The sequence below is a fragment of the Schinkia acidoalkalinis genome (assembly GCF_054301215.1).
The window spans coordinates 468,783-491,177 of sequence record NZ_CP182573.1; the positions used below are offsets into that span (position 1 = coordinate 468,783).

Here is a 22,395-nt window from a genome sequence, read left to right on the forward strand (position 1 = left end):
AAAATAAAAAGCTTCTCTTATTAGAGAAGTCCCTTACATAGTCATTTTTATTATTCTCATCCATTAAAATCTTTAAGTTTGTCTGAAAAACTCAATATATTATCAGAAAGTTCTTCAACAAGAATATTACTTATATCTGAAACGAGGGATGATTTTTCTGATTCATCGATCTCAAGCTTTTCTATTCTTGCTTTTAATCTTCTTAATTCTTCATCCTTTTTTTCAATAATTGCTTTATATTCATGGTCCATTCCATCCCAACTGTCTTTTAGCAATTTTACAACAGATGACAATTCATCTGCACTGCCAGCAAGCCGGTTGAGCACTAGGAGATTTAAGGCCAATACGTTTGGTATATTTCTACTTGGATATCTTAATTGATGATCAATTTCACCATATCCTTCCTCGAAAATGGTCCTAACTTGTATTTCTGCAATTACATTTTGACGCGTTGGCGTAAAATTAACCAAATAATGAACAGAACGATAACCGGATTCTCTTGATTTGATAGATAATCCTAAATTTTCATATGGTTCTTTATTATCACCATCTCTTATATTCGCAACGATTTCAATGGTTTCCCAGGTTTCTTTAATAAAGTTATGTATACTTTCCCAGTCCTCTTTAAATATATGGATGACACGTACACCAATTAAGTCTGTTATTTCTTTTCTATAGTTGTCCACTGAAAATTGAAATTCTTTTCCATAGATTTTCTGTCTATCAGAAGTTTTCCTTATTAGTTTAGCTACTAAGTGTTTTGGTTCTTTGACTCTCGATTTAACTGTATGGACATTTTTATGTTTTCGAAAAACATCAGCAATATAGTTTGCTTGTGTTTCCAATTGCGGTTTCACATTAAGATAATCATTGTAAATAAGTACCAGGTTATCCCAATCAATATTATATTCATTTAAGTCATCTTCGGTAAAATGATATTCGTTTAAGAATTTGCTTTTGTCTAGTTTCAACAAGGATCCCCCCTTTATCAATCTACATTAATGTTACCAATTTTCAATGTATGAAACAAACACTACTATTCTAGTAGAGAATACAAACGATTCTCATAACCTACTAAAAGCAATCTCCTTATTCAGTTTATATGTTCAATTTGTTTATTTAAAGGTTATAAAAATAAAACAAAACTTGATAGCTATCAAGTTTTTGCAAGAGTAATACTGTCTCGTATCCTATCGTGAATTAGTTATATAGGGCCATTATACCTTTTTTCTATGGATTTTGGTCATTTTCCATTATTCAACCTATCTCTATCAACTGCATGTGGCGCTCTTTCCATCCAGCCCTTCTCTATGTAAATTTTTGTGGCATCTTGGACAAACTTCCCAATTTTTAGGAACGATCTTGTATAGAGGAACCCAACATCATGCCTTCCATTTACAGCTACTGAGTTTCCAAACGCCCTCATTTTCATTGAAAACATATCCATTTTATGAAATAACATTAATTTATCTGAAAATGGTGAAAAGGTGGATGCCGTCACTAAATCATCCAGAAAAGCCGGGGTTGGCAAATTTTCATCATGTAGCTTTTGCATATAATGTTGAATATTTATAGTTGTCAGATCTCTTCCCTTTTCAAACAATTTCCGAATCTTTTCATCCTTTGCTACCTGGGCAAACGCCATTATAAGCGCTTTACTCGTTACATTATTTTCAATATTATCGTAAAAATGAGCAATTTCTAACGCATGCAAAGATCGTACATGTCCAAGGTAGCCGTTTAAAAAATCATCATGGATAAATTCTACTTTGTCTGGAACTGGAATGATGGGTGGCTTTATAATAAGACCCTTATTCATTAATATTCCCTTGATTTGATTCAATAACTGTAACGTAGAATACATACAGTAGGTAAAAAATTCTTTTACGTCCTTCCTATAAATAAGAGGTATTGCTACACTATAAATACTCATCCCTGCTTTTGCAGCATATTTCAAATAATGAGGATAGTATTCATCTTGGAATAAACGAGGTGCATTTAGGTTTACATCCTCATCACCAAACCCTTTTGGAATCGGAAAGTTTTCCTTAGTAAAAATTTCTGTAGTCATCTTTAAAAAATCATCGGTTAATTTTAAAGCATTTTCTAATAGCATTTTTATATCTGCATCCTCAACGTGTTGAAGAAAATAGCTCAAAATGCATTTAGCCATACTGTTTCCCATATAGGTAGCCCAAAGCTTCCCCATTTCAGCTGATGTTAATGGTTCATTAATATCTGTTTTATACGAGCTTAATGTAATCGGTTTAATTGTATCCATGGGTATTCCTTTCTTATTTTTTGCTTATTTTTTTGCTTATTATTTTACGTAATTGGAAAAATTATTCTTCCCCCACTAAAGTGATATTCCAAGAAATGAGTGTTAATCAATCATTTTTTCACAAACCTCATTTATTGTCGTAAGTGCAATCCTTGTAATCTGTATGCTATAATTGGGAGGGGAAAATAAGATTGAGGTGACCATTCTTGGCAATACATGTTGTACTATATCAACCAGAAATTCCGGCTAATACTATGAATATTGCACGTACCTGCGCGGCAACGGATACAGCCTTGCATTTAATTCGACCACTTGGCTTTTCTACAGATAAAAAAATGGTAAAACAAGCAGGTTTAGATTTCTGGGAGTCTGTAAACATTATGTATTATGACTCATTGGATGAATTTTTTTCAAAAAATCAAGGTGAGTTTTACTATATTGAGACGTTTGGTGAAAAAACATATTCATCCTTCGATTTCAGTGATAGATTAAAGGAACATTATTTCATGTTTGGAAAAGAAACAACGGGCTTACCAAAAGATCTACTAGAAAAAAATGAAGATCACTTTCTAAGAATACCGATGAGTGGCAATGTTCGTTCATTGAACCTTTCGAATACAGCTGCTTTATTGGTGTATGAGGCTATGCGCCAGCAAGGATATCCCAATTTAAACTAAAAAAAAAATCTTCCGTTATGGAAGATTTTTTGCTGCAATTACATTTTTGCTTCAAATTTAAGATTCTTTCTATCTCTCTCTTTTTTTGTTGGGGCAATAGATATTCCCGTTGTTTCTTCAAAATTGTATAAGCTTGTAGGCAAATCTGTAAATCGTTCCAATTCATTGTAGGCTGGAATACCATGGTACGCCATATCCAAGCCTTCTTCCTCTTCACGTTCACTGGCACGAAATCCAACCGTCATTTCGCAGGCCTTTGCAATAAAGGCACCGCCGATAAGCCCCCAAACAATAACTACTGCTGCTCCAAGTAGCTGTATTTTTATAAGAGAAAGATTACCTGTTGTCAATAGGCCTTGAGATGAATCGAACAATCCAACTGCGACCGTTCCAAACACCCCATTGAAGCCATGAACGGCTACCGCTCCAACTGGGTCGTCTATTTTTAAAAAGTCAACAAATAGTGTTGCATAAATGACAATTAAACCACTTATAATCCCTATCAAAATGGCACTCCATTGCGTAACGAATGCGCAGCCAGCTGTTATTGCCACTAATCCAGCCAAAACTCCATTAATCGTCATACTGGGATCTGCTTTTCCAAATTTTTTCATCGTCATAATCAAAGCGGTAGTACCACCACTTGCGCCAGATAACATCGTATTAATCGCTATAGAGGCCAGAGAGCCATTGGAAGCATCTAATGTACTGCCTGCATTAAAAGCAAACCAACCAAACCACAATATAAACGCGCCAGCAGATGCTAGTGGAATATTACTTGGTGCAAATACATTGGCACTTCCATCAGAATTAAATCTTCCCTTCCTAGGTCCCAAAAATTTTGCCATGGCTAAAGCCGCGAAACCTCCTACTGCATGAATTGCAGCAGAACCTGCAAAATCCTTCATCCCTAATTTTGCCAGCCAGCCATCACTGTTCCAAATCCAATGGCCCGAAACAGGATAAACGACGATACAAATAAGAACTGCTGTTAAAATATACGCCTTAAAATTCATACGTTCTGCCAATGCGCCTGAAATGATAGAGATACAAGCTACTGCAAATCCCATTTGGAATAGGACAAAGGCTGCACTAGGTAAAGCTATGGAAAGATTAATTTTTTCCGGTGACCCTATTAAAGTTGTACCTATGATTCCAAAAGCATCCCTTCCATACATTAAACCAAAACCAACTATCCAAAACGTCAATGCTCCGATCGTCAAATCAACAAATATTTTCATTGTTACGTTTACCGCATTTTTCGTCCGAACCAAACCCGCTTCCAGTAAACTAAAACCGCCTTCCATCAACAAAACCATTGAAGCTGCTACTACAACCCAAACTGCATTTAAATACATTAGTTCCAAGAAAATCACCCCTCCCGATTTAATTCATCAATATCCGTATCAACTTTTCCCGTTCGAATGTTATAAGCTTCAACAATAGGATAAACGAAAATCTTCCCATCGCCTTCTTCTCCTGTTTGGGCAGCACCAATGATGCTCTTTATTGTTAGTTCCACCATATAGTCCGAAAGAACAATCTCTAATTTTACCTTTGGATGAAGAGTCACGTTATAATTTTTGCCACGATAGACTCCTAGAGTGCTTTTCTGTTTTCCCCTGCCCACCACCTGTGAAACAGTGAAGCCAGTAACACCAATCTTCTTTAAAATCTTAATGGTCTCTGTGAGCTTTTCAGGTCTTATGATTGCTTCAATCTTTTTCATCATTGCCACCACCAATCACCGAATTATTTATGTACCTTATCATAATCCGAGATATTCATCTAAAACAATACCAATTTACAATCTAATTAATCTAATTTTGTTATTGTTCGTGTTGAAAGCGTTTTTAATGAAGTATATAAATCTAATTGATTACGCTCTCATATTGATATATCAACAATTCCCATCATTTATGGATTATTATTAAAATATCAATTTAAGCAATTTAAAAATATTAAAAATTTAGGAATAAAATTAAAGATGATGAATTATCGGGTGAAATTTTAATGGAATATGAAGAGGAGCTTTTATAAAAACAAAAAAAGCGGGGGTGTAACGACCCCCAGCTTTTAAATACAACCAAGACATTCTCTATTTATTTTCTACTTCAATCATTGAATTTAACTTTACAGCACGGTGATTCATCTTTGCCTTTCCGCTTGCTAAAGCAAAATAAGCAATGCCTCCTACTATAATAAGCACAATACCAGACAAATAAACACTACTATAACTGAATGATTTCGCGACTATTCCTAGAGTAAATGCGCCAATAGCCATTCCTAAATCCATAGAGTTAAAGAATAGTGAATTGGCAATACCTAAGCGATGCTTTTCTACAGAACTAATGACCTGTGTTTGCAAGATTGGTGTAACCGACCCATACCCTATTCCAATTATGGCCCCTGCAATAATCATAATGACTGCTGTTTGTGGAAGTGACAACATGACCATCCCGATGGCAAATAAAATAACACAAGGATAAACAATTTTGTTTGCACCATAACGGTCAGCCCAAACTCCTGTGAATGGACGACAGACAAACATTAAACCTGCATAAAGAATAAAAAACGTACTAGCAGCCTTGACTAGGTTAATTTCTTGCGCATACAAAGCCAAGAAGGAGGCAATGCCAGAGTATGCACACGCTAAAATAAAGACTACAAGCGCAAATGGCGCAGCTTTTTTATCAACCAAATCATTGAGATTAAATTTCTTACTAGATTTTGAAGATTTTTCAGGTTGTTCTTGTTTAGGAACATTGATAACCGTTGATAGGAAGATATTTATTGCTGAAATGATAATACAAAAAATATAGGCAGTATTGTATGCCCCAATATTTGCTAGGTTGAGACCAATAACAGGGCCAACCACCATGGCCAATCCCATCGCTAATGAAAACCAGCTTAATCCCTCTCCACGTCTTGAATCAGGAATGATGACAGCACTAATCGTTCCTTTTACCGTTGTAATAACCCCAAATGTTAATCCATGTATAATCCGCAAAATAAATAATGTCCCAATATTTGTTACAAATGGATATAAGGCAGTTGCAATAAAGAAAGCTACTGCAGAATAGATTAGAATTTTTTTCTGTGATCCAACACTTACCCACTTACCGGCTAATGGTCGAATAATAATAGCTGCAATTAAAAATAATGTTACTAATAGACCGGCTTGATCAGCTCCACCACCCAGTTCCTTCGTTAATTGTATCGGCAGTGCAGTTAATAATACATAAAATGCTAAGAAAATAAAAAAGCTGACCATAGTGATATTTATAAAATCTTTTGTCCATAATTTTGGTCTATTTATCATCTATCATTTCCCCCTTTTTTTAAATTCCCCCACCTGCTAAAAAGTTACTTCATAAGTGTATTACAGATTAACCATGCATACATAATTGTCTTTTTTATAGTAACTATGCATAATAGTAATATCATTAAAATAGAGGAGATTTGCCAATGGATTTAGGACAGCTTTTTTATTTTCAAACTTTAACCAAATACGGGAGTATCACAAGTGCTTCTGAAGAATTGAATCTTTCACAACCGGCTCTAAGCCGTTCGATCTTGCGACTAGAAGAAGAGGTTGGTGTTCCTTTGTTTGAAAGGAAAAACCGAGGCGTTGTATTGAATAAATATGGAAAGGTCTTCCTGGAACATGCTAACCAAGCATTATCGGAAATTAATAGTGCAAAACAAAAAATCCATGATATGATTGACCCCTATCATGGAACGATTCAACTTGCATTTATTCAAACGTTAGGTTCCAGTTTCTTACCAGACCTCATTAACGAGTTTCAAAAAGAATTTCCGAAAATTGAATTTCAATTATCGCAAAATATTACAAGCAAAATTTTAAAGGAAATTGATGCTGCCAATATAGATATTGGCTTCTGCTCACCACAAGAATCATCTGAAAACCTAAGCTCTATGCCGGTAATGACTGATGAATTATTTTTAATCGTCCCCGCTTCTCATCGGCTGGCAGGCAAAGATCAAGTGGATTTATGTGAAGTTTCCGATGATCCATTTATCCACTTTAAACCCAAAACAGCCCTTTATGATATCATAGAAAAACTGTTCCAAGAAGCCGGATTCCACCCAAAAAAGGTTTTTGAAGGTTTTGAAGAAAGAACGGTCTCAGATTTAGTTGGAGCAAACTTCGGCGTAGCCATCGTGCCACGGATTCCTAATTTGGACGAAGGTAAAATATCAACTATTCGTATCCAATCACCGAAATGTTTCAGAGTCATCCATATGGTATGGATAACGAATGGCTATATGTCACCGGTAGTGGGCAAATTCAAAGAGTTTGTTGAGATGAAGGGCAGCCAAGACAACAATAAGCCACGTTAATCGGTTCCCGTGGCTTATTGAATCAGTTTCAATCTAGATTCTTACTTTCATTTCCATTTAATACAAAGCGAAATGTTATATCAGCTTTGAGCGAATTTGAAACAGCGCAGTATTTTTGCTTACCTAGTGTGATTGCTCTCCATACCTTTTTGCTATCAATATCGCCATCAATATAGAAGGTAACTGTAATCGCCGTAAAGCTTTTTGGCAAATCCTCGTTCCTTGTACCATTTGTTTCAATTTCCAGCCTTTCAATGGAGTCAAGGTAGTGTCTCAGAATCATTGTAACATCAATACCGATGCATCCTGCCAAGGAGGCTAAGAGCATTTCGGTCGGAGTCACACCCTTCCCTTCGCCGCAATATGCTTCGGTGGCGTCCATTTTAACTTCATACCCTGAATCACCAACAGCAGTAAAGGCACGCTGACCGGTCCATTTGGTTTTTACTATCATATTATAACTCCCCTCCTAGCTTCCAATCTTCTTCAAAAATCTCTGTGCACGTTCTGTTTTGGGATTTCCGAAAAATTCCTTTGGAGAATCCTCCTCCACGATCACCCCACCATCCATGAATACAACACGATTTGAGACTTCTCGCGCAAATTCCATTTCATGCGTTACAACAACCATAGTCATCCCTTCTTGGGCAAGTTCCTTTATCACAGTCAGCACCTCACCGACCAATTCCGGATCAAGAGCCGAAGTCGGTTCGTCAAATAACATAACCAAAGGTTCCATGGCCAAGGCCCGCGCAATCGCAACCCTTTGCTGTTGGCCGCCGGATAATCGTGATGGATACGTATCTTTTTTTTCTAATAATCCCACTCGTTCTAATAAGTTTTCAGCTTTCTCTGTCGCCTTATCTTTAGGCCACTTTCTTACAATCAATAAGGCTTCCGTTATATTCTCCAATACCGTTTTATGAGGATACAAATTAAATTGTTGAAAAACCATCCCTGTCTGTAAACGAATACGATGGATTGCTTTCATTTGTTCCTTCTTACTTTGTTCACCATCAATCACGATTCCGGCCACTTCAATTCGTCCACTTGTTATTTCTTCAAGACCGTTCATACAACGGAGCATTGTACTTTTTCCTGAACCGCTGGGACCAAGAATGGAAACTACTTCTCCTTGATTTACCTGTAGATTTATATTTTTTAATACCTCAAGATTATGGAAGCTCTTTGATAAATGATCAATTTTAATCATACATATCCCCATCTTACAAATAAATTGATAAACGCTTCTCCCATTTTTCTAGAAAAAAAGAAAAGCCAGTACTCATAATCCAATACATAAGTGCGATTGACAAATAAAACGGCATATATACATAATACTGGGCAATTAATAGGTCCGCAGATCGCAATAACTCGGTAACTGTAATCACAGATACGAGCGATGTTTCTTTTAACATTCCAATGAACGTATTTCCAGCTGGTGGAATGGCGATGCGAATCGCTTGTGGAAAAATGATTCTTGTCATTGTCTGAAAAGGTGTCATACCTGAGGCATACGCAGCTTCCATTTGACCTTTTGGAATCGATTGTAACGCCCCACGTAATGTTTCGGATAAATAGGCGCCAATACTGATGCTGAGTGCAATAATCGCTGCCGGTAATGGCTGTAATTTAATCCCATAATCAACTAATCCATAATAGACGATTATAATTTGAACTAATGTCGGTGTTCCGCGAATCGCGGATACATAAGCGCGGGCAATCCAGCGTATCGGCAGATTCCCCTTTAGTCTGGCTACAGCAACAAGCACGGCAATGATTGATCCAAAAAACATTGAAACAATAGTGATAAGGAGCGTATAATACGCTCCTTGTAATAAAAACGGCAAATTTTTAATGACAATATCCATTGATCAGCTGGTGTCCTTTCCTACTTTTGAGGTTCTTCTCCAAACCATTTAACGAAAATTTCTTTGTATGTTCCGTCTTGTTTCATTTCAGCTAGGATACGGTTTAATTCACTAATAAGTTCTGGATTTCCTTTACGAGTAGCAATTCCTGCCTGGTCAGATTTAATCGCATCTCCTACAGCCTTAATTTTAAAGCCCTGTTCCTCCACAACTGGTTTAAGAGCATACATGTTATTGATTGTTGCATCAATACGCCCAGCATCAAGGTCTTTTAAAGTTGTAATTACATCATTATAAGTCATAATTTTGAAGTCGCCGACCTTTGGCATGAGCTCCGTACGTAAATAGGTTTCATCATTGGTTCCTAACCCAACTCCAATATTTTTCCCTTTAAAATCTTCTACAGACTTGATGGTATTATTACCTTCTTGGACGATTGCTTTCACCTGATTCGTAATATACGGATCAGAAAAATCCATTTGTTGTTTACGCTCATCTGTAATCGTCATTTGACTAATCACACCATCGAATTTCTCAGCTAATAAACCAGCAATCATGCCGGAGAACTCTTGCGCAACAAACTCAACCTTCACTCCTAAGCGTTTTGCGATTTCCTTGGCGATGTCTGCATCAAAACCGTCCATCTCCTTATTCTCATTCAAAAAGTTGTACGGGCGATAAGTTCCCATTACACCGACCTTCATAACACCCCGGTCTTTAATTTCATCAAGTAAATTTGTTTCTCCTTTTGCGTCTTCTTTTGCGGTTGGAGACTCACCTACCTTTTGATCCTTGTTTCCGTTATTCGCCCCACAAGCAGTGAGTATAACACTCAATAGTAAGACAAGTAATAATCTAAAAAATGATTTCCTATTTTTCATCGTAATCCCCTCTTTTTCATAATTAAATCCCATGTAGTCTAAAAAGTTCTGCGCAAGCTAGTAAGATTAGTTTGCCCATTTTTACTAATTTCAAAAGCAATGGCTTTTTTGCTTATAAAAAACAAAAGGATACTCTGATATTCATATTAGTTATATTATTTTGCATTATTTGTTTAAAAAAATTGGAAATTGAGATAAAAATGTGATTTTTGTCACGCTTTTTAAAGATTGTTATGTTAAAATATAAAAAAAATATTTTTGCAATTTTCCGTAAATTGTATCTAAAGAGTCTATCTTTTCAACTTAAATTAAATATCACGAGGAGGTAGTCAATATGCATGCGTTTAGTAGAGAGAAACAGTCCTTCAAAAGTTTTCCGGAGAGTAATTCAACATTGAAAAATATTTCAAACGAATGTATCCATTGTTTTGAAAGCAACGAAAAAAGAATGAAATACTATAAAGGTCAAATCATAGTCTCTAATTTCGATAAAAAGAATGGTGTGTATATTATTCTTTCAGGGTTAGTAAAGCTTGCAATGCAAGATGAAAACGGTAATGAACTAATCATAACCATAAAGAAAAAAGGAGAGGTCTTTGGTGATTACTGTTTGTTTAATAGTAGACTAAACGATTACTATTCATATACAGCCACCGTGATTGAAGCTGGAGAAGCAATCTTTATCAATTCAGAATTTGTTGAGGAAGAAATGAAACATTGTCCTCTTCTCGCAGAAAGAATGTTCAAATGTATGAGTGAACAGATTGAGGAACTATCATCCAAATTATTTGAAATGGCTTATTTTGATATTTTTTCAAAAACGATAAGGACGTTAGAAAAGTTAATAGAAAAGTTTGGAATTAGATCCCTTGATAAAATTTATGTCGATATCCCTATTACTATGCGAGAGTTTGCCGAGTTAGTAGGAACCTCAAGAGAAAGTATTAGTCGAGTATTTTCCGAATTAAAAAAGAAAAGACTTATTGAAATACAAGGAAAACGGATTTTTATTACAGATTATGATAGATTAGTCTCTCTTATTACGAAAAAGGTTGTGTGATTTGACTCACTTCGATTATTTTTCATTACCATTATAATTACCGTGTTAACATTTAAAACAGAAATCATAAAGGAGTACGATTGAATGGAAGCACAGGTATACGGTTTTTTCATGCCCGCGGTAAACTTAATTGGAATTGGTGCGGCAAAGCAAATTGGACAGAAAGTAAAGGAACTTGGTGGCACAAAAGTGTTAATTGTGACAGGAAAAGTCGTTGAAAAAATGGACTTTACGCAAGAAATTGCTAAATCCATTCAAAATGAGAACATCCCTGTAGCTTTCTTTTCTGATGTAGCCCCAAATCCAACTGATAAAAATGTCGAAGATGGTGTCAATTATTTAAAAAGTGAAAAGTGTGATTTAGTGGTTGCCATCGGTGGAGGAAGTTCACTTGATTGTGCGAAGGCTATTTGTTTAGTCGCTGCAAACGGAGGAACAATCCACGATTATGCAGGCATCGACTTATCAAAAGAACCAATGGTTCCTTTAATCACTGTCAATACGACAGCGGGAACAGCCAGCGAAATGACTCGGATTGCCGTTATTACCAATACAGCAACCTCTCAAAAAATGGTAATTGTTGATAAGCATATTACTCCGAATCTATCTGTAAATGACCCGCAGCTTACTGAACAATTGCCTGCAGATTTTACGGCAGGCACAGGGATGGACGCGTTGACCCATGCGGTAGAAGCCTATATGTCCATTTTGGCCAATCCGATTACAGATGCTTGCGCCATCCAAGCAATCCAATTAGTAGGCAAACATTTAAGAAATGCAGTGAATAATGGCAATGATTTAGCAGCCCGTGAAGGAATGACCAATGCACAATTTTTGGCGGGAATGGCTTTTAATAATGCACTGCTTGGTTATTCACATGCCATTGCCCACCAACTAGGCGGAATTTATAATTTGCCACATGGTCTATGCAATGCCATTCTTTTGCCGCATGTCGTTAAATTTAACCTGGATGCACGCCTAGAGAAAGCTGTCAATATCGCAGTAGCGCTAGGTGAGGATGTAAACGGTTTATCCCAGTTGGAGGCTGCTGAAAAAGCTGTCGAAGCAATCCAAAAATTGGCCCAAGATACAGGAATTCCAAAAGGATTATCAGACATTGGCGTTAAAGCGGAAGACCTTCTCATGTTAGCAGAGCTATCAATGAAGGACCCGTGTGCATTATTTAATCCGAAGAAAGCAGAACTGGAAGATGTTCTATCCATCCTAAAAGCTGCATTTTAATTGCAAGAAATTGAGATAGAAGCTAACTCGAGAATGTTAAAAACCCTTTTACATACGTTGTAAGAGGGTTTTTTATATGAATGAAAAAAATTGCTGTACAGTGCAAAAATTTTTTATTTTACAAATTCAATATGAATCGTTACAATTTAACGTAATTATATTTTTGAATATTCGGAATATAATAATAAAAGATCGTAATAGACCATATGGTAAGGAGGGAAATCATTTGAAAAATAGCAATAAAAGTTGGCTCATTTTAAGTTTAATTACATGTTGTGTATTAGCTTCACTCGGTTTTGGTCGCTTTTCCTTTGGTGCCATTCTTCCATTTATGAAAAATGGTCTTTCCTTAAACTACCGGGAAACAGGATATCTTGCATCTTCTATTTTTTTAGGATACCTAATTGCCGTAGTTGCCGCAGGATATTTTGTCATACGGTTCAAGGCAAAAACAGTCATTATATTTTCATTATTCCTTATTGCATTCGGAATGGTACTAACATCAAATTCATCCAAATTTCACCTCATCTTTCTGGGCTGCTTGACAATTGGACTAGGTACAGGCGGTGTCTACGTACCGTCATTAGGACTACTCGGTCATTGGTTTACAATTAAAAGAAGGGGCATGGCAATGGGAATCGCTATGTCTGGTGCAGGAATCGGGATTGTTTTTAGTGGTTTAACCATACCTATGCTTATTCAACAAACAGGTGAAAATGGTTGGAGAATAGGCTGGTATTTACTTGCTTTCCTTATCATCATCATTGCCTTATTAAATCTAATATTTTTGAAAAATAGACCGGAAGGCCCAAAACTTAGGCCCATTCTTAAAGGACAAGAACCCTTACTGATAAAAGAACATAACAACGCTAATGAAGCAATTCATATTTATCGGAATAAAGCCATTTGGTTTCTAGGATTCATATATTTTACCTGGGGTGTCAGCTATCTGGTCTTTTCTACCTTTCTTGTAGACTATCTCATTGTTGATGCAGGATTTACAAATGAATCTGCCGGCACATTTTTTGCAATTGCCGGTATCACAAGTATCATCAGTGGTTTTATTTGGGGAAGTCTCTCCGATCGTGTAGGTCGTGTGATTACTTTAATGATTGTGTTTTTTATACAAACCTTCCTTCTTCTTTCATTAAGTTTCTCGGAAAACAATGTTCTACTATTTTTGATTACAGCAATATATGGCGTGACCCTTTGGGGTGTACCGACGATTATAAATGCCACGGTTAGTGAATATATTCATCCAAAGTACATAACGGTAGCGATGGGATTCGTAACTGTATTCTTTAGTAGCGGCCAATTGGTTTCACCAGTTATGACTGGATTTCTTATTGATTATTCAAATTCCTACTTTACCGCTTTCCTATTTTCGGGTGTGAGTGCTTTACTCGGTGGATTGGGCTGTATAAGGCTATTAGTAACCAAAAGGAAAGAAGCGGAGCAAGCTAATCTTGAAATCCGTGTACTAAACGTGAAGGATTACTGAATGTTCAAATTTAGTAGTACTATTGGGAACAGCGTATTAGTCTGTTCCCAAATCAAATTTTCTTTTTTTTAAAAGAATACTACTCATGCTTCCCCCATTTATTTTCAAAAATAAGATTCTCTAAAGGCAGCCTCGTTTCCCAATTGCTTGTTTCCAATATAGGTTTGGCTGGATAATCATTCGTATAACCAATTGAGATAAGCGCAACAGGATCAATATGTGGCGGTATTTCTAAAATATCTCGAATATCATTCTTTTTGTAAAAACTAACCCACCCCATCGCAAGCCCCTCGGCACAAGCTGCCAACCACATATTTTGGATTGCGCAAGCCGTTGATAAAATATCCGTTTCAGGAATTGAATTTCGTCCTAATACGTGTGAGCCACCTCTCGTGGGATCACAGGTTACGCAAATAGTTAAAGGTGCTTCTTTTAAACCTTCAATTTTCAACCCAAGAAATTTCGTTTCTTTTTCCCCTTCATAATGAATAGCCAATGCTTGTCTTTCTTTGTTCGCTGCCCAAGCTAATTTTTCTTTTACTTCATTAGAGGAAATCAAAATAAAGTTCCATGGTTGCATGAACCCAACGGAAGGGGCATGATGGGCTGCATTTAATATATTATGTATCTTATTTTCCGGAATAGGAGTTGATAAAAAGTTTCGAATATCTCTCCTCTTAAAAATGACTTTGTAAATAGAATCTCTTTCCTCATTAGTGAACATTAAGTTTCTCTCCCTTTATCTGACAAAAATATCCATCCTTAATATTAAACTATTTTAAGCTGCTGTTACCAACTTAAACCAACTTTTATTTTTACATGTTTTTTCGAACAAAGCTGCATGATAAAAATTGAGGATTGATAGGAAGAAGGTGTTTACCATTTTAAAAGCAATGAAAACAGGGATTATTTTACCACATGGAGAAAAGATCCAAAGGGAAGAACGTCAAGAACATCTGAATAGCTATAGTTTAGCAGGTATTGGAATTGGCGGCGTGATTGGCGCCGGTTTTTTCCTTGGCTCAGGTTTGGCTGTGCGTGAAGCAGGCCCTTCTGTTACACTTGCGTTTTTATTAGGCGGAATTGTGATGATGCAGGTACTGGGAGCTATGACAAGCATAAATGTTAACCGGTTGGAGCCTGGTTCATTCCGCGTTTATGTGCAGGAATTTTTAGGTTCTTATTCAGGCTTTTTGCTTGGATGGGCAGTGTTTATTTCGAGTATTCTAGGGATTGGTTCAGAAGCGATTGCAATGGGAATCTTTGCCCACTACTGGTTTCCGCAAGTACCAAAGCCTATTTTTGCTATTTCCTTTATGGCAATCATTATCTTAATGAACATGATGAATATGGACAAGTTTGGAAAAATCGAATCCGGAATGGCTGTGGTGAAGACACTTGCCCTTTTGGCATTTATCCTTTTGGGAGGGTACGCACTATTTGCTCACAGCAATTTTACACCTCAGCATCCCTTCTCAAGCAGTCCTGCATTTTTTCCTAAGGGAAACTCTGGACTGCTTCAGTCGATGCTGGTAGTCATCTTTTCTTTTGCCGGGATAAGTGCGGTTGCCATGGCAGGAAGTCAAGTAAAAAGGCCACGCGTGGATATCCCAAAGGCCACCGTGTTTATGTCAATCGGTGTCATTTCATTGTATATGTTGTCAATGCTGGTCTTGATTATGATTACTGCCTGGAACACAGTATCAACCAACAAGTCTCCATTTGTACAAGCCCTCAATTTGCTGGACTACACTTGGGCAGCTACAGGCATGAACATCATCATACTGCTCGCAGCTTTTTCCGTGATGGCTGCCAGTTATTATGCTGCCATCGAACTGCTTGTATCTTTATCTGTTGCCAAACAAGGACCAAGATTTTTTCTACAACACTCCCGTCGCGGTTTTTATCGCAATGCCTGGCTATCGGTTGCGGTCGGGGCTTTGATTGTAGTCGGAATGTCCTTCCTGCTGCCGGCTTCTTTATATAATTATCTAGTATCCGCCTCGTCCTATTTCACATTTTTAAACTGGTCACTCAATCTTGTGACGTACCTTATTTGGCGGAAAAAGCGCAAGGAAAATGAAACGTTTGAATCCAAGCTGATTTGGGGACGCCCTGGGGCCTACGGAACCATTCTTGCGATACTTGTACTTTTCATCATGAGCCTGCGCGTCCATGATTTTCGAATGGGCTTTTATGCGTTTGCTTGCTTTTTTTCAATGATCAGTCTTGCCTATTTATTTTGGTCACGGAGGAAGCAAACCCAACGTGTCAAACCATCCTAACGGTTTTTGGGCAAAAAAGTACATGCGTTACCTTTAGCCCTGTTAGCATTCATTGTTGATGTTCGTGTAGGTATAGGAATTCATAGGCGGAGAATTTCCGGCTATAAAGCACAGAATTGGGAACAGGTTATCAGGCTGTTCCCATATTTTGATGTATCACTAAAAAGATACAACCTGATAATGAAAACCTTCACCTTGTAAATCAACTTGCAGATTGTTTAAGTCCTCATGTGTACCATGGCCCTCTTGTTGAATGACAATAATACATTCTTTTTCACGGATGAGACCTTTCTCATGATTCAACAATTTTCTAAGACTGCCCATCTCATAATGTGGATTATGACGGTTCGGCACAATCGTCCAATCACTGTCCTGCTTTCTCCAAATTGGACATGGTTCAAAGCAAAGCATATAAGCTAAATTTGCATGGATTCCTTTGAAAACTAGAGTAAACGTCATAAAATCAGCCTCCAATTTAAATTAAATTTGATTTCCTATATTCTCTCCAAGATCCGCTTTCAATGCGTTTTAAGCCTTTCACTTTTTCTAATGAATAGACATACACAAATCCTTCATTTTCTGTATAGCTGTCCTTTACCCAAACACGTTCATAATCATTGTTCTGACCATTTTCTTGATAATCTTCAAGCCAGTCCATTCGTTCTAGCCCCAGTTGATTTACTGTCAACCATTCCCCTTTAATATCCACCCCATTGTCGTCCAAGACTATCGCGGGATAAGGTCCAAGGCTATATAAAAATCCTTTAATGGTTCCTTCTTCAACATGGAGCAGATACGGCTTTGCAACATGGTGATTCGATTCTCCAACCAACAACGTACCATAAACAAAAACTTTAAATTGCAGCACGGTTAAATAACCCCCTTACAATGTTTCTCTAAATTTATTAAAGCGATCTTTTAGATCATTCTGATATTGTTCTGATAGTCTCGTAGCGCCATCTAATATAATGTTCATATAGTCTTCAGAAGGGACCACTTCCTGCGCTTCTTTTTCCACTACCGTGTAGGTATCTGCATTAATTGTTTCACCGGTTTGAGATAGTACAAGTTCAACAGGAATTCTTTTATATAGCCTTATATGAACCCCTTCCCGTCGATCCAATGCTTTAAAATCCTCAACCTCAAAAACAATGCCTTCCACCTTGCAACCAGGCTTTGATACAATGTCTGCAACACCACCGCTACGACCTCTTGAATATTTTGTAAAAGCCAATTCATAATCATTTAAAATTGCAGCCCCTACAAATTGCGCATTTCCCACCGTTCTTTCTAAATCCTTGAAACTCATGCAGCTTCCGTAAGCAAAATAATACATTTTTATTTCCCCCTCTCCTTCATTGTCCCTAGTATAACAAATCTTCTGTGACATACATGTCACAGTAAAAAAGGTATACTAGTAGAAAAAGCTATCAAAGGTGAATATGATGATTGAAGTATTAGTTGAACCATATAAGGAAGAGGAAAAATTAAAGCAGCTGCTACATGGGGCAAGAAAGTTAAGAAACTGGGAGCACATTAAAAAACTACAAATGGACCTTGTAGCGTTATATGTTAACTATGGGGAACATTTCAAAATGTCGGACAGCCCTAGCCCAGGGGAGGCGATTTATTTTTTGAAAAGAGCGTTGAGCATTATCCCTAATCATGCCGTCGCAAATTATCGAATAGCACATTTATATTACAGGGAAACGTTATACGAACAAGCGGCTTTACATTTTCGAGAAGCGATCAATAGTGACACTCCCGCTCCCTTGAATGATATACAAACCTACTTGGCACAACTATTTTTAGCCAACAGCGGCATATTAATAGCTAAAAATATTGTCCCATCCATCCTAGAAATGCAAGTGAAAAGTTGTGTCGAGGATGACCCATTAGTTGAAAAATACCGCCATGAATTATTGGTGACGTCAGAAAAAACAATCGACCGATTATATTACCGAAAAGTATCTAGAACTGAAGAAGAATTAATTCCTTATGAAGACCATTTCATACTAATGGAAGAAAACCCAGAGGATACTATTCTATTGACCATCGATGAAGCAGGAAACTATTACATAAAACTTGGAGAGGGAATAAAAAGGATTCATTTTGTAGATTTCCTCTTGGTGTACACTATCCTAATGAGTGAAAAACCTGTTACAAACACCATGATTTTCGAAAAGTTATTTTATTATAAGGACCCTGACCATAAGTATATTGCAGACGAACAAAATATCCGAAAAGAAATAAACCGCTTAAAAGACGAAATACCATTTTGGGGCACTATCATAGAAACAAGTAAAATTGGGAGAAAAACAGGACGCAGATTAAAACATGGGTTGAAGTTTTTTGTATTATGTAAAGTTTGGGATCAGCTTCCGGATTGAATTATTATATGTATTCATGTTCCCGGCATTTAAGCAATAATCTATTTAAACATAGTGTCGAAGTTGCCAGGTGCTTCGGCATTATGTATCTTATCATAAGTGCTACTACTATGTTATTTTGTCCAAAAGTTGACGATACAAGATGGCCTCTTATTGACGGAAAAATATGTCCAATTTCTGTTTTTATACTATTTTAGAAAATTATATTGCCGGATTAAATTGACAAAGTGATTTACTGCCTTAGAATTTACCACCTCTTCGTTTTTTTTCACTGGACCATAAAAGGGGTTTTTATCAATATCCGTTATAAATTCAATTGTTTTCGCTTGATACATTTTATCAAGGTATTCATAACTAATGATAATATCACCAATGGACATAGCTGGATATATTTGCCCACTTACTCTTACCATAAGATTATTGTTAATTACTTCATAATCAATAATGCTCCCAAAGCCTATATCGTCAAATAAGTTTTCAGGATTAATTTCAAAAGGTGTTATATTAACTTTATACCTCTTTTCATTTATACTGATTTCTGCTTCTTCATTCGCTAGCTTTGTTTTTACGTTCTTATGAATAATTGCTAAAGGATTATCTACAATAACTTCGGTAAGTCGATTGTCAATTATGTGAAAAGCATGAACATCTTCTAATAGGACACCTGTACCATGCCCTTCTGTCAATGTAATAATTAACTCTTCCTTTTGGTCTTTATTAATGTCTGCATAGAATATTTGTGGAGCATAGGTAGGACTTGTTTCGCTATTCCAGAAAGGTCTTGTGTAAATACCCCCTTTGAAATCAATTTTAAATCCCCTATATAATCCATTCATTTTCTTACCGTAAAGGCTAATATTCTCCTTTTTGTTCTGATTAACAATTTTATATCCTTCAATCTCTGCTCCTGCAATAATAGGATTAATTATAATAAGGAACACTACTATTAAACTGATGTAAGTTCTCATCGGCAACACCTCATTTTAGTCTTCCCAAATAATTGTTATCATGCATCTAACCTGTTTCATCCTTATACGCACCGGATAAATTCAATAAACTCAATAGATTTTTTTCAATTTATTTCTGTGACGAAGGCAGAAGTGCCAATGAAGGCTGCGTTTGTACGTGATCACCAATTGTGGATGAAAGAAGCTGAACAAGAAATACAGCCTACCAAAAATAAATATGTATATTCACCCCAGTGGTCCTATGATGGTAGATTTATTGCCTATATCGATGGTGATGAACGTGGCGAGAAGTCTAACCTGTGGATCTATGATACAGAGAGAAAAGAAAACTATAAACCATATCCTAGCATTGAAACTTCTTCTTTTACTTGGTCTCCTGTATCAAATGAGCTGGCTTATCTATCTGGTTGGGTACTCAACGTTACAAAGAAGAAGGATGGGAGACCCTACGGATTTGAAAACGTGTCGTTAGGTGTTAGTGGTTTTGAGTGGTATCCAAATGGAAAAGAGTTTATTGTGTCTGCTGGGTCAAACCGCCTTCCTACAGGCTGGGAACCGATTAAGTTGTATCGCATTCCAAAGGATATGAAACTTAATGAGAACAAAGCGCAGCTATTGTACTCAATACCAATCCATGAAAATGATTTATTTGCCGTTACTATTGGTGATTTTAAATGGAGTCATGACGGCAAATGGGTCAGCTTTCTCGGCACACCAACACCTTCTTGGGCAATGGACAGTCTTAGATTTGGAGTGGCTATCACCTTCCAAAGTCATCGTAGCACGGTCACAAGAAAACAAAGGATGGAAAGAGGGACCAGCTCCCACAATGTTCACCTCTTTATATCAGATTGATTTAAGCTCAGAGAAACAAAAGCAAGTAACCTTTCCAAAAGAAAATGAGTTAGATGTAAATCCTCAAGTCGTTGGATCTTATCTCACATGGGTACGTAGGCAAGACGGAACATACAAAAAAGATATTAAAACTAATACAAAAACACTCTTTTTAACCAAGGATACCACAACCCTTTTAATGTTTTATCCTCAGTATTTTTTGATTGCTTATTTATTTACACATTTGCTTGGATCAATTCTGATGGATTCCCAGTTCCCTTCAGAATCTCTTTTATATTGAGAAATTAATACATCTGTATCATTTGTTAATTGATAAAAGATAAATCGATAATCGGCTCCATCCGTACCAATAAAATCAATGGTTTTGACGTAACCATCTTTTTTTGTGGGCAACCGTTTTTTTATTAAGTTGCACCAGTTTCCGTACATAATGTCAACGACAGCTTCCGCATCATGTTGCCAGAGGTGATATGCTGCACAGAGAAAGTCCTCTCCGTACAATTTCATTTGGTCAATTTTATACAGATTTTGAAATTTTTTTAATTGGACATATCCATAATAATAGGTAAAATAGGTGACACCTTTAGATGATCCTTCTATACTTTCTAGTTCAATGAAATAAGAAATACGGCCTTTATCATCAGGAAGTCTGTTTATCTTAATTAAATTGAGATGTCCAATCCCTGCAAATGATTGAAGATATTCAAGATAGGAAACCCTTTTATGATAGTCTTTAGTTAGGAAGTTATAAGCAACTGGATAGGGCATCTTTGCCATCCCTACAGTTCCACACCCACCTAACTGACTTTGAGTGAGGTTCTCTGCCTCTCTTAAAATACTAAAGTAGTTTAAAACAGTTACATCAGGAGTCCGAGTTAAGGTTGCAGGGATTTTTATTTTATTGTAGCTTTTTTCATAGTAGGGATTGAAAAATTGGATGTTATTTACAAGGGTGTTTTTAATAGGGATACGGGAAGGACGAAAGTATTTTTCAACATCTCTGGTGTTTATTAGCGAATTTTGGTTTCGTTCAACAGGTTGGCCAAATGTTTGGTGTTCGTAATCAGCTCCCATAACAAGAGGTAATTTTTTCCTAGGATTATTCCTGAACGTCCGATTTATCCATCTTATGAAAGGTTTCAATTAGACTCCCCCTTCAAGATTGTACTGTTTTACTTTATTCACTTTTCTCAAAAATTATTAATATTTGATATTCAATAGCGGTCACTAAAGAAGATGAAACCTTATTCCTCTACACCACTAAACTGCTCTTGTATTTAAAAATACTTCACAATATGAGCTAAAACTGAAATTCTTTACTGCTTAGTATGCTTTTACTATACAATTAAGAATATGTTTTTCTTATTCCAATAGCCAGATATTGTGCATTAGCAGCTTAGTACATTTTAGAAATGTCGATATCCAGACCGACATTTTTTATTTAATGCTTTATCACTCTCACACTCGCTTAATAATAATGAGACACTTTTTCCACAATCGCGCCCGATTGCGGAAGATTGAAAATGTGAAAGAGAGTCAAAAATGACTTCTCGGTAATTTTCCTAAATTTCCCTATAGTTTAGGTACAATATTTCACAATATTTCATGTGTAATAAGAAAAAGGCGATTATAATATTGGAAATTTATAAAAGGATTTGATATGACATTAAAAGAGGTATTGCGCAAAAATGGAAAAGTATCCAAAGTGGTTCATTTGGATGCCTTTCGTCCACCATTTGAGATAATCACTATAAGATGTTCGTTTAGAGTAATTATTCTTCAGTTGCTTTATTCCCCATTGCAATAGAAATTCTAGTCCAACTGTTGATTTGATTGATTATTAGAATAAGGTCAACGTATTGTCTCTCGTCATAATGATCACACACTCGTTGATAAAGCTCATCTTTTTTGACATTAAATCAAGAGTAATTCAATTGTAAAGGTAAATGTTTGAAGTTGTTAACAAAAAGGATGAGTTTATTGAAATCCCCCCTTCCATTTGTATTTACTACTCCTTCC

23 protein-coding genes and 1 pseudogene are annotated in these 22,395 nt (G+C 36.5%); 8 read left to right on the forward strand and 16 right to left on the reverse strand.

Features of this window, described 5'->3' with window-relative positions; genetic code table 11:
• Positions 1-56: 56 nt before the first annotated feature.
• Complete coding sequence (locus ACNQFZ_RS02440) at positions 57-971, reverse strand: RelA/SpoT domain-containing protein (protein ID WP_458413776.1); 915 nt, start codon at positions 969-971, stop codon at positions 57-59.
• A gap of 272 nt (positions 972-1,243) precedes the next feature.
• The gene (locus ACNQFZ_RS02445) at positions 1,244-2,281 is read right to left on the reverse strand and encodes a DUF3231 family protein (RefSeq protein ID WP_458413777.1); all 1,038 of its coding nucleotides are present in this window, start codon (positions 2,279-2,281) and stop codon (positions 1,244-1,246) included.
• A 206-nt stretch (positions 2,282-2,487) separates the two neighbouring features.
• Between ACNQFZ_RS02445 and trmL the strand changes: the two genes are divergently transcribed.
• Positions 2,488-2,958: a tRNA (uridine(34)/cytosine(34)/5-carboxymethylaminomethyluridine(34)-2'-O)-methyltransferase TrmL gene (gene trmL / locus ACNQFZ_RS02450; protein WP_458413778.1), complete on the forward strand. Its 471-nt coding sequence runs from the start codon at positions 2,488-2,490 to the stop codon at positions 2,956-2,958.
• 38 nt (positions 2,959-2,996) lie between these two features.
• On the opposite strand, the gene ACNQFZ_RS02455 is transcribed toward trmL, so the two are convergent.
• The 3 genes from ACNQFZ_RS02455 to ACNQFZ_RS02465 all read right to left on the reverse strand — a co-directional run bounded on the left by ACNQFZ_RS02455 (position 2,997) and on the right by ACNQFZ_RS02465 (position 6,280).
• Entirely contained in the window at positions 2,997-4,325 is a 1,329-nt protein-coding gene (locus tag ACNQFZ_RS02455; RefSeq protein WP_458413779.1) for an ammonium transporter, read from the reverse strand.
• Positions 4,326-4,330: 5 nt separating this feature from the next.
• Positions 4,331-4,687, reverse strand: coding sequence for a P-II family nitrogen regulator (locus ACNQFZ_RS02460; RefSeq protein ID WP_458415284.1), 357 nt, complete (start codon positions 4,685-4,687; stop codon positions 4,331-4,333).
• A gap of 369 nt (positions 4,688-5,056) precedes the next feature.
• A complete protein-coding gene (locus ACNQFZ_RS02465; protein WP_458413780.1) occupies positions 5,057-6,280 on the reverse strand; it encodes an MFS transporter in 1,224 nt (407 codons plus the stop codon).
• 146 nt (positions 6,281-6,426) lie between these two features.
• Between ACNQFZ_RS02465 and ACNQFZ_RS02470 the strand changes: the two genes are divergently transcribed.
• The gene (locus ACNQFZ_RS02470) at positions 6,427-7,323 is read left to right on the forward strand and encodes a LysR substrate-binding domain-containing protein (RefSeq protein ID WP_458413781.1); all 897 of its coding nucleotides are present in this window, start codon (positions 6,427-6,429) and stop codon (positions 7,321-7,323) included.
• A gap of 28 nt (positions 7,324-7,351) precedes the next feature.
• On the opposite strand, the gene ACNQFZ_RS02475 is transcribed toward ACNQFZ_RS02470, so the two are convergent.
• The 4 genes from ACNQFZ_RS02475 to ACNQFZ_RS02490 are packed head-to-tail and all read right to left on the reverse strand — an operon-like array spanning position 7,352 to position 10,075.
• Entirely contained in the window at positions 7,352-7,777 is a 426-nt protein-coding gene (locus ACNQFZ_RS02475; RefSeq protein WP_458413782.1) for an OsmC family protein, read from the reverse strand.
• A 15-nt stretch (positions 7,778-7,792) separates the two neighbouring features.
• Entirely contained in the window at positions 7,793-8,536 is a 744-nt protein-coding gene (locus tag ACNQFZ_RS02480) for an amino acid ABC transporter ATP-binding protein (protein ID WP_458413783.1), read from the reverse strand.
• Positions 8,537-8,549: 13 nt separating this feature from the next.
• Entirely contained in the window at positions 8,550-9,194 is a 645-nt protein-coding gene (locus ACNQFZ_RS02485) for an amino acid ABC transporter permease (protein ID WP_458413784.1), read from the reverse strand.
• Positions 9,195-9,214: 20 nt separating this feature from the next.
• Positions 9,215-10,075 carry a substrate-binding periplasmic protein gene (locus tag ACNQFZ_RS02490; protein WP_458413785.1) on the reverse strand — a complete coding sequence of 287 codons (861 nt, stop codon included), beginning with the start codon at positions 10,073-10,075 and terminating at the stop codon, positions 9,215-9,217.
• A 334-nt stretch (positions 10,076-10,409) separates the two neighbouring features.
• Here ACNQFZ_RS02490 and ACNQFZ_RS02495 point away from each other — a divergent pair, with 334 nt between their 5' ends.
• The 3 genes from ACNQFZ_RS02495 to ACNQFZ_RS02505 all read left to right on the forward strand — a co-directional run bounded on the left by ACNQFZ_RS02495 (position 10,410) and on the right by ACNQFZ_RS02505 (position 13,878).
• Positions 10,410-11,135, forward strand: coding sequence for a Crp/Fnr family transcriptional regulator (locus ACNQFZ_RS02495; RefSeq protein WP_458413786.1), 726 nt, complete (start codon positions 10,410-10,412; stop codon positions 11,133-11,135).
• Between the two features lie 84 nt (positions 11,136-11,219).
• Positions 11,220-12,377, forward strand: coding sequence for an iron-containing alcohol dehydrogenase (locus ACNQFZ_RS02500; protein ID WP_458413787.1), 1,158 nt, complete (start codon positions 11,220-11,222; stop codon positions 12,375-12,377).
• A gap of 226 nt (positions 12,378-12,603) precedes the next feature.
• Positions 12,604-13,878 carry an MFS transporter gene (locus ACNQFZ_RS02505; RefSeq protein ID WP_458413788.1) on the forward strand — a complete coding sequence of 425 codons (1,275 nt, stop codon included), beginning with the start codon at positions 12,604-12,606 and terminating at the stop codon, positions 13,876-13,878.
• Positions 13,879-13,957: 79 nt separating this feature from the next.
• Here ACNQFZ_RS02505 and bluB read toward each other — a convergent pair whose 3' ends face one another.
• Positions 13,958-14,602: a 5,6-dimethylbenzimidazole synthase gene (gene bluB / locus ACNQFZ_RS02510; protein ID WP_458413789.1), complete on the reverse strand. Its 645-nt coding sequence runs from the start codon at positions 14,600-14,602 to the stop codon at positions 13,958-13,960.
• A gap of 127 nt (positions 14,603-14,729) precedes the next feature.
• On the opposite strand from bluB, the gene ACNQFZ_RS02515 reads away from it, so the two are divergent.
• Positions 14,730-16,163: an amino acid permease gene (locus ACNQFZ_RS02515; protein WP_458413790.1), complete on the forward strand. Its 1,434-nt coding sequence runs from the start codon at positions 14,730-14,732 to the stop codon at positions 16,161-16,163.
• Positions 16,164-16,322: 159 nt separating this feature from the next.
• Here the strand turns inward: ACNQFZ_RS02515 and ACNQFZ_RS02520 are convergent, their stop codons facing one another.
• Genes ACNQFZ_RS02520 through ACNQFZ_RS02530 form a run of 3 tightly spaced genes read right to left on the reverse strand, consistent with a single transcriptional unit; the run spans position 16,323 to position 17,499 of the window.
• Positions 16,323-16,622, reverse strand: a complete 300-nt coding sequence (locus tag ACNQFZ_RS02520; protein WP_458413791.1) for a hypothetical protein — start codon at positions 16,620-16,622, stop codon at positions 16,323-16,325.
• Positions 16,623-16,638: 16 nt separating this feature from the next.
• Positions 16,639-17,031: a gamma-glutamylcyclotransferase family protein gene (locus tag ACNQFZ_RS02525; protein WP_458413792.1), complete on the reverse strand. Its 393-nt coding sequence runs from the start codon at positions 17,029-17,031 to the stop codon at positions 16,639-16,641.
• A 15-nt stretch (positions 17,032-17,046) separates the two neighbouring features.
• A complete protein-coding gene (locus tag ACNQFZ_RS02530) occupies positions 17,047-17,499 on the reverse strand; it encodes a gamma-glutamylcyclotransferase family protein (protein WP_458413793.1) in 453 nt (150 codons plus the stop codon).
• 106 nt (positions 17,500-17,605) lie between these two features.
• Between ACNQFZ_RS02530 and ACNQFZ_RS02535 the strand changes: the two genes are divergently transcribed.
• Entirely contained in the window at positions 17,606-18,553 is a 948-nt protein-coding gene (locus tag ACNQFZ_RS02535) for a hypothetical protein (protein ID WP_458413794.1), read from the forward strand.
• 188 nt (positions 18,554-18,741) lie between these two features.
• Here the strand turns inward: ACNQFZ_RS02535 and ACNQFZ_RS02540 are convergent, their stop codons facing one another.
• On the reverse strand, positions 18,742-19,521 hold the full coding sequence (locus ACNQFZ_RS02540) for a hypothetical protein (protein WP_458413795.1): 780 nt from the start codon (positions 19,519-19,521) through the stop codon (positions 18,742-18,744).
• Positions 19,522-19,659: 138 nt separating this feature from the next.
• Here ACNQFZ_RS02540 and ACNQFZ_RS02545 point away from each other — a divergent pair, with 138 nt between their 5' ends.
• Complete coding sequence (locus ACNQFZ_RS02545) at positions 19,660-20,376, forward strand: hypothetical protein (RefSeq protein WP_458413796.1); 717 nt, start codon at positions 19,660-19,662, stop codon at positions 20,374-20,376.
• Between the two features lie 207 nt (positions 20,377-20,583).
• Here the strand turns inward: ACNQFZ_RS02545 and ACNQFZ_RS02550 are convergent, their stop codons facing one another.
• Both ACNQFZ_RS02550 and ACNQFZ_RS02555 read right to left on the reverse strand, forming a co-directional pair.
• Positions 20,584-21,519 (reverse strand): hypothetical protein, encoded by a 936-nt coding sequence (locus tag ACNQFZ_RS02550; RefSeq protein ID WP_458413797.1) that lies wholly within the window; start codon positions 21,517-21,519, stop codon positions 20,584-20,586.
• 629 nt (positions 21,520-22,148) lie between these two features.
• Positions 22,149-22,280 (reverse strand): annotated as a pseudogene (locus ACNQFZ_RS02555) (carboxymuconolactone decarboxylase family protein); the annotation flags it as partial.
• Between the last annotated feature and the right edge of the window lie 115 nt (positions 22,281-22,395).